Annotated in this window: 5 protein-coding genes; 1 reads left to right on the forward strand and 4 read right to left on the reverse strand. The window is 70.9% G+C overall.

Annotation, left to right across the window (positions count from 1 at the left end):
• Positions 1-161: 161 nt before the first annotated feature.
• The 3 genes from FNQ90_RS07590 to FNQ90_RS07600 all read right to left on the reverse strand — a co-directional run bounded on the left by FNQ90_RS07590 (position 162) and on the right by FNQ90_RS07600 (position 3,083).
• Entirely contained in the window at positions 162-992 is an 831-nt protein-coding gene (locus FNQ90_RS07590) for an S-methyl-5'-thioadenosine phosphorylase (protein WP_182605637.1), read from the reverse strand.
• Complete coding sequence (locus FNQ90_RS07595) at positions 989-1,345, reverse strand: FmdB family zinc ribbon protein (RefSeq protein WP_182605639.1); 357 nt, start codon at positions 1,343-1,345, stop codon at positions 989-991. The genes FNQ90_RS07590 and FNQ90_RS07595 overlap by 4 nt, the downstream gene beginning before the upstream one ends.
• Before the next feature lie 163 nt (positions 1,346-1,508).
• Positions 1,509-3,083, reverse strand: a complete 1,575-nt coding sequence (locus tag FNQ90_RS07600; RefSeq protein ID WP_182605645.1) for a potassium/proton antiporter — start codon at positions 3,081-3,083, stop codon at positions 1,509-1,511.
• Between the two features lie 225 nt (positions 3,084-3,308).
• On the opposite strand from FNQ90_RS07600, the gene FNQ90_RS07605 reads away from it, so the two are divergent.
• Positions 3,309-6,152 (forward strand): penicillin acylase family protein, encoded by a 2,844-nt coding sequence (locus tag FNQ90_RS07605; RefSeq protein WP_182605641.1) that lies wholly within the window; start codon positions 3,309-3,311, stop codon positions 6,150-6,152.
• Between the two features lie 176 nt (positions 6,153-6,328).
• Here the strand turns inward: FNQ90_RS07605 and FNQ90_RS07610 are convergent, their stop codons facing one another.
• Positions 6,329-6,910: a 5-formyltetrahydrofolate cyclo-ligase gene (locus tag FNQ90_RS07610; protein WP_407699322.1), complete on the reverse strand. Its 582-nt coding sequence runs from the start codon at positions 6,908-6,910 to the stop codon at positions 6,329-6,331.
• Positions 6,911-7,302: the final 392 nt, after the last annotated feature.

Raw genomic sequence — 7,302 nt, forward strand, 5'->3', positions numbered from 1 at the left:
GTCCCGCCCCCTCGACGCCGACCCGGGCGGGCTCGCTTGTCCCGGTGCCGCCCCGGCCACGGCCCCGTGGCGCTTCCTCCCGCACACCACCGCCCCCGGCGAGCGGGGCTCGACGGGAGCGGTGAAGTGCCGGAAAGAAACCGGAAAACCGGAAGGAGGGCTCAGGGCAGTTCGATGCCCGTGTCCCAGCCCTGCAGGGCGTTGACGCACAGGCAGTCCCGTTCGGTGGGGAGGGCCGCCACCGTGTCGAGCACCACGCCCCGCAGACGATCGATGTTCTGGGCGAAGACCTTCAGCACCTCGGCGTGGGAGACCCCCTCGCCGGTCTCCGCCCCCGCGTCCAGGTCCGTCACCAGCGCCAGGGAGGTGTAGCAGAGCTCGAGTTCACGCGCGAGGACCGCCTCGGGGTGACCGGTCATCCCGACCACGTCCCACCCCTGCGCCGCGTGCCAACGGGACTCCGCCCGGGCGGAGAAACGCGGCCCCTCGATCACGCACATGGTGCCGCCGTCCACCGGCTCCCACTCCCGCCCCCGGGCGGCGGCCAGCGCCACGGCCCGTCCGGAGGGGCAGTACGGGTCGGCGAAGGAGACGTGTGCGACGTTGGGAACCACTCCGTCGGCCCGGGTCTCCCCGTCGTAGAAGGTCTGCACCCGGTTCTTCGTCCGGTCCACCAACTGGTCGGGTATCACCAGGGTCCCCGGCCCCCGGTCCGGGCGCAGCCCTCCCGTGGCGCACGGCCCGAGGACCTGGCGGACGCCGAGACCGCGCAGCGCCCACAGGTTCGCCCGGTAGTTGATGCGGTTGGGCGGGAGTCGGTGGGTCCTGCCGTGTCGGGGCAGGAAGGCCACCGTTCGGCCCGCGACCTCACCCAGGAAGAGCGCGTCACTCGGGGGCCCGTAGGGAGTGTCCACGGTGACCTCGGTCACCTCGTCCAGGAAGGAGTAGAACCCCGAGCCGCCGATGACCCCGATCTCGGCGCGGGGGCTCATGCGGCCCCGGCGGAGGCGGGGGCCGAGGACGACGCGGAGGCCGTCGAGGAGGATCCGCCGGAACCGGAACCGGAACCGGAGGACGACGAGGAGGATGAGGAGCCGGAGGACGAGGACGTGCCCTCCTTGGCGCCGGACTTCTTCTCACCACCCGCCGGAGCGCTGCCGGAGGTGGAGCCGCGGCTGTCGTTGCGGTAGAAGCCGGAGCCCTTGAAGACGATCCCGACGGCGGAGAACACCTTCTTCAGCCGCCCCTGGCAGGCAGGGCACTCCGTGAGCGCGTCGTCGGTGAACTTCTGCACCACCTCGAGGCCGTCCCCGCAGGCGGTGCACTGGTACTGGTACGTCGGCACGTCTGTTCCTCCTGGCACTCTTCCGTGGTGAGTGCTAACGACGCTCCATCGTGCAACATTCCGGGCCCGTAGTCCACCGCGTCCCGGTGTCGCGGTGGTCACCGCCTCACCCACCACCAGCGAGGGCGCCGGCCGCCGGGGTCTCCCCGCGGCCGGACGACCCTCACTCCGAGGGGGTGCGCAGCGTCGACCATCCCCCGCCCAACTGTTCCGTCTCCACGGTTCGACTCAACTCCGGAGCACTGCCCCGGCTCAGCCAGCCGGCCAGCTTGCCGCCCCGACTGACGGCGTGCAGGCGGCGCTCGGTGGCCTCCCGCCCCCGGTCGGTCGTGACCACCAACAACTCGTCCCCGCGCCGCAGGGCGGTGGTGGGCTGTGGGACGAAGCTGGTGCCCTCACGCACCACCAGGGTGACCGCGGCCCCTGCGGGAAGCCGCAGCTCGGCGATCTCCACACCGTGCAGTCGGGATCGTCCCGGTACCGAGACCGACAGCAGATGTCCGTGCAGCCGGTCCAGGGGGGCGCACTCGATGTCCACGTCCCGGGCCTGATCGCTGTCGCCCAGGCGCAACCGGCGGGCCAACCAGGGCAGGGTGGGCCCCTGCACCAGGGTGAAGACCACCACCAGGACGAAGACGATGTTGAAGACCCGGTCGCTGCCCTCCACCCCGCTCACCATGGGAATGGTGGCCAGCACGATCGGCACCGCTCCGCGCAGCCCGGCCCAGGACATCAGGACGTGTTCCCGCCACGGTCTGCGGAAGGGCAGCAGCGAGAGCACCACCGACAGCGGTCGGGCGACCAGTGTCAGTGCCAGGCCGATGACGATGGCGGGCCAGAAGTCCGCCAGCAGTTCGGCGGGATTCACCAGTAGGCCCAACAGGACGAAGAGGCCGATCTGGGCCACCCACGCCATGGCGTCGGCGAAGCCCCGCGTGGCCGGTCCGTGTGGCAGGCCGGCGTTGCCGAGCACCAGGGCGGCTATGTAGACGGCGAGGAAGCCGCTGCCGTAGGTGAGTGCTGCGATCGCGTAGGCCAGACCGGTCAGGCCCAACACCGCGATCGGGTACAGACCGGAGGCCGGCAGCGCCACCTGCCGCAGCAGGTACGCACCCAGTTGGCCGATGACCAGGCCGATGACCAGTCCCACCACCAGTTGCAGGAGGATCTGCGCGGGCAGTACCAGCCACGACTCCGCCGAGCGGTCCATGGCACCCACGCTCGCGAAGGCGACCACGAGAAGCACCACGGGGGCGTCGTTGAAGCCGGACTCGGCCTCGAGGGTCCCGCTCAACCGACGCGGCAGCGGCACTTTCCGCAGCACGGAGAACACGGCTGCGGCGTCGGTCGAGGAGACAACGGCGCCCATGACGAGCGCGATCTGCCAATCCAATCCGAGCAACCAGTGGGCCGCCGCGGCGGTTACCCCCACACTGATGGCCACCCCCAGGGTGGCCAGTACGACGGCCGGGGGAACCGCTGGTTGGATGTGTTTCCATTTGGCGCTCAGGCCACCCTCGGCGAGGATGACGATCAGCGCCGCGTAGCCGAGGACCTGGGTCAGTTCGGCATCGCTGAAATCGATGCCGAGTCCGTCCTGACCCAGGGCCATGCCGATGGCGAGGTAGATGAGCAGGGTGGGCAGGCCGCTGCGTGCCGACAGCCGCACCGCCGCCACGGCGACGAGCAGGACGAGCGTGCACAGCAGCAGCAACAGGTTGAGGCGATCAACGGTCAGGGGTCAGTCACTCCCTTCGGGGGTGGCGGCCACCCGGCCCGGAGTGGGGGGATCGCCGATCCGGCCGCTTTTTTGCAGGCTACAGGTATATGACGTCGGCTCCTTTACGGGAAATTTACCATCTTGGGTATGGGGGAACCCCGGCGGCCACTCCCCCGGGGTCCACCCCTCCGGCGGTATGTCTATGGTTGCTGCAGCCCGCTCATCTGGCCCTGAAGGACAGCGATGCCCGCCTCCAAATCCATGCGACGCGTTCGGCTGCTCGCGATCGTGGTTGTCCTGTTGCTGTTGGGAGGTCTCACCGCCGGTGCCTTTTGGTCCGTGCAGACCGTGCGGGCATCGTTCCCGCAGGTCACCGGGCAGGTGAAGATCGAGGGGCTGAGCGCCCCCGTCACCGTCAGACGTGACGCCCACGGCATCCCGCAGCTGTACGCGGACACCGCCGAGGACCTCTTCCGCGCCCAGGGATTCGTCCACGCCCAGGACCGCTTCTGGGAGATGGACGTCCGCCGCCACCTGACGGCCGGTCGGCTCTCGGAGATGTTCGGTGAGGAGCAGGTGGAGACCGACGCCTTCCTGCGCACCCTCGGCTGGCGGGACGTCGCGCAGCGCGAATACGACGAACTCCTCGCCGAGGACACCAAGACCTACCTGCGGGCGTACGCCGACGGCGTCAACGCCTGGCTGGAGAAGCGCGAGGGTGCCGAACTCTCCGTGGAGTACGCGGTGCTCGGCCTGATCGGGGACTACGCCCCCGAGCCGTGGGACCCGGTGGACTCCGTCGCCTGGCTCAAGGCCATGGCATGGGACCTGCGCGGCAACCTCCAGGAGGAGATAGATCGCTCGCTGCTGGCCGGGCGCCTGTCCGCGGAGCAGATCGACGACCTCTACCCGCCCTATCCCTTCGACCGGAATCGGCCCATCGTCACCGACGGCACGGTGACCGACGGGGCCTACGCCCCCGCGGGTGACACCTCCGCACTGCCGACCGGCACCGGCTCCGCCGGCGACCCCGACGGTGCGGATGCCGGTGCCGGTGACGCCACCGAGGGCATCGAGGGCGCTCCGGACACCTCCACCGACGGCGAGGCGGGCGAGGAAGGCACGCGGACCGACGCCGGCACCGGAGAGGGCATCACGGGGGACGGGGAGGACGGGGAGGGCCTCACCACCCAACTTGCCGGTGTGGCGGACCTGCTGGACGCCGTCCCCGCCCTGCTCGGCCCCAACGGCAGCGGCATCGGCTCCAACTCCTGGGTGATCTCCGGTGAGTACACCACCACCGGCCAACCCCTGCTGGCCAACGACCCGCACCTGGCCCCCATGCTGCCTTCCATCTGGTACCAGATGGGCCTGCACTGCACCGATGTCGGCCCCGACTGTCCCTTCGAGGTGGCCGGCTTCACCTTCTCCGGCATGCCCGGGGTCGTCATCGGCCACAACGACTCCATCGCCTGGGGCTTCACCAACCTGGGCGCCGACGTCAGCGACCTGTACCTGGAGAAGCTCAGCGACGGCACCTACCTGCGCGACGGCGAGCAGATCCCCTACAGCACCCGTCGCGAGGTGATCGAGGTCGCCGGGGGCGAGCCCCGCGAGATCACGGTCCGTTCCACGGCCAACGGCCCGATCATCTCCGACCGCAGCGAGGAAATGCGCGACGCCGGTGTGCTGGCCCCGGTGACCGCCGGCGCCCCCGACCGCGGCCAGGGCTACGCCGTCTCGCTGCGCTGGACCGCGCTGGAGCCCTCCAACACGATGGACGCGGTCTTCAAGCTCAACGCCGCCACCGATTTCCCCGAATTCCGCGAGGCCGCCCGGGACTTCGCCGTGCCCTCGCAGAACCTCCTGTACGCCGACACCGAGGGCAACATCGGCTATCAGGCCCCCGGCCGGATACCGGTGCGAGGTGAGGGCGACGGCCGGTACCCCGCCCCCGGCTGGGACTCCGCCTACGACTGGGAGGGCTGGATCCCGCAGGACGAGCTGCCGTGGGAGTACAACCCCGACCGCGGCTACATCGTCACCGCCAACCAGGCGGTGATCGATCCCGAGGCGTACCCCTACGCGCTGACCGACGACTGGAGCTATGGCACCCGCAGCCGCCGGATAGAGGACCTCATCGAGGCCCGGATCCGCGACGGCGGCAAGATCTCCACGAACGACATGCGCACCATGCAGCTCGACGACAGCAACGAGATGGCCAAGATCCTGGTGCCGTACCTGCTGCGGATCGACATCGAGGACCCCTACATCCGCGAGGCCCAGGAACTCCTGGAGGGCTGGGACTACACCCAGGACGCCGACTCCGCCGCGGCGGCCTACTACAACGCGGTCTGGCGGCACGTGCTGCGCTTCGCCTTCGGCCACAAGCTCCCCAAGGAGGTCCGCGTCGAGGGCCAGTGTCTGCGGGTGCGTCCCGCGGACGAGTCCGGGCCGCTGGAGGACGCCCACGGCCGGGCCCGCCTGGTCACCGAGTGCGGCGAGCGATCCCCGGACAGTGCCCAGCCCGACGGTGGCGACCGGTGGTTCGAGGTGGTCCGGATCCTGCTCGAGGAGCCGGAGAGCGAGTGGTGGGTCTCCTCCGGCAACCGCACCACCCCCTCCTCCCGCGACCGGGACGAGCTGCTGGCCAAGGCGATGAAGGACGCCCGGTGGGAGCTGACCTCACTGCTGGGCAAGGACATCTCCACCTGGAGCTGGGGCCGGCTGCACCAGCTGGAGCTGACCAACCAGACCCTGGGCACCGCGGGCCCGGGCGTGGTGCGGGCCCTGCTCAACCGGGGCCCGTGGAACATCTCCGGTGGCCAGGACGCGGTGAACGCCACCGGATGGAACGCCGCCGGCGGCTACGGCGTGACCTGGGTGCCGTCGATGCGGATGGTGGTCAACCTGGCCGACTTCGACCAGTCGGTGTGGATCAACCTGACGGGCGCCTCCGGGCACGCCCACCACGCCCATTACACCGACCAGACCCGGTTGTGGGTCGACGGTGAGTACCTGCCGTGGGCGTGGACCGATGAGGCGGTCGAGGAGGCCACGGAGAACACCATGGCCCTGCTGCCGTGATCACGGGCCCCGGGGCGTCGCACGCCCCGGGGCCCGCTCGACGCACCCGACGGCGGTGGTCGCCGGACCGGTTCGGCCGGTTCCCGACCACCGCCGTCGGGCGTTTCCCCGATGGGCCCCCTGAGTCGTATTCCGTCGGGTGTGACGCGACGCCCCGGGGTGCCGTGGTCGGCCCGTCAGTCCGTCGTCGGGCGGGGGTCGCCGAAGCGGTGGGTCCCCTCCGGTGTGACGGCGAGGTGCACGGGCCGATCGTGCGTCTCGCGGGGCAGCTCGTCCACCACCTCGTGCCCGTAGAGCAGCACCGCCAGCAGAGGGCCCCCGCCGGTCGTGCTCCGTGCGCCGGTCGCGATCAGCCGGGCCAGGGCACGGTCGTAGCTGCCGCCGCCCCGCCCCAGGCGCACGCCCCGGGCGTCCACCGCGAGACCGGGCAACAGCACCACCTCGGCCTCGCGCACCGCCTCGGGCCCCAGGCGTTCGCCCGCCGGCTCGAAGAGGCGTACCCGACCCATCCCGTGTTCGGTCTCCCGCAGGGACTCCGGCCCCTCGTACGCGGCCCAGTCGAGGTCGTCATCGGGAAGGAGTACCGGCAGCAGGAGCCGGACGCCGCGTCGGCGCAACTCCTCCAGCAGCGGGCGGGTGCCGGGTTCCCGGCCGACCGCCACGTACGCGGCCACGGTCCGGGCCTCGGCGATCTCCGGGAGGGACAGCACCCGTGCGGTCAGCGACTCGGCGGCCTCCAGTGCCTCCTCGGCGGTCATCGCGGCCCGCACCGCCTGCAGGTCCCGGCGCACCTCACGTTTGCGCTCGGCGGTCGCGCCCTCCTCGGCCCGGTCCGTGACGGGCGATTCGGTGTCCCCGGGGGGCGTGCCCCCGGTCGATCCGCCGGATTCCGGGAAGTGCCTCATGCGATCCCGCCGTCCGTTTCCGTCACCCGTGCTCCCTCGCCTGTGATCCGTGATGTCACGGTTCTCCGTGCCGTTGCGTCGTCGTGCCGTCGTGCCGTGGTACCGGGATGCCCCGGTGACCCGGGGGCTCCCGGGGCCCGTGTTCACTCGGGTTCCCGAACAGAAGGTTTCCCGAACGCGGATTCGAGGGAAAATCCCGCCCTCGAATCGTGCCCATGGCATGACCATCCTCCCAAAAACCCACC

The organism is Streptomyces alkaliphilus, from assembly GCF_014141535.1.
GTDB lineage: Bacteria > Actinomycetota > Actinomycetes > Streptomycetales > Streptomycetaceae > Streptomyces > Streptomyces alkaliphilus.

Bases quoted from the DNA above. Each gene is read 5' to 3' on its own strand.
- FNQ90_RS07590 (WP_182605637.1), bottom strand. From the start codon at position 992: ATGAGCCCCCGCGCCGAGATCGGGGTCATCGGCGGCTCGGGGTTCTAC.
- FNQ90_RS07605 (WP_182605641.1), top strand. From the start codon at position 3,309: ATGCCCGCCTCCAAATCCATGCGACGCGTTCGGCTGCTCGCGATCGTG.
- FNQ90_RS07610 (WP_407699322.1), bottom strand. From the start codon at position 6,910: ATGACCGCCGAGGAGGCACTGGAGGCCGCCGAGTCGCTGACCGCACGG.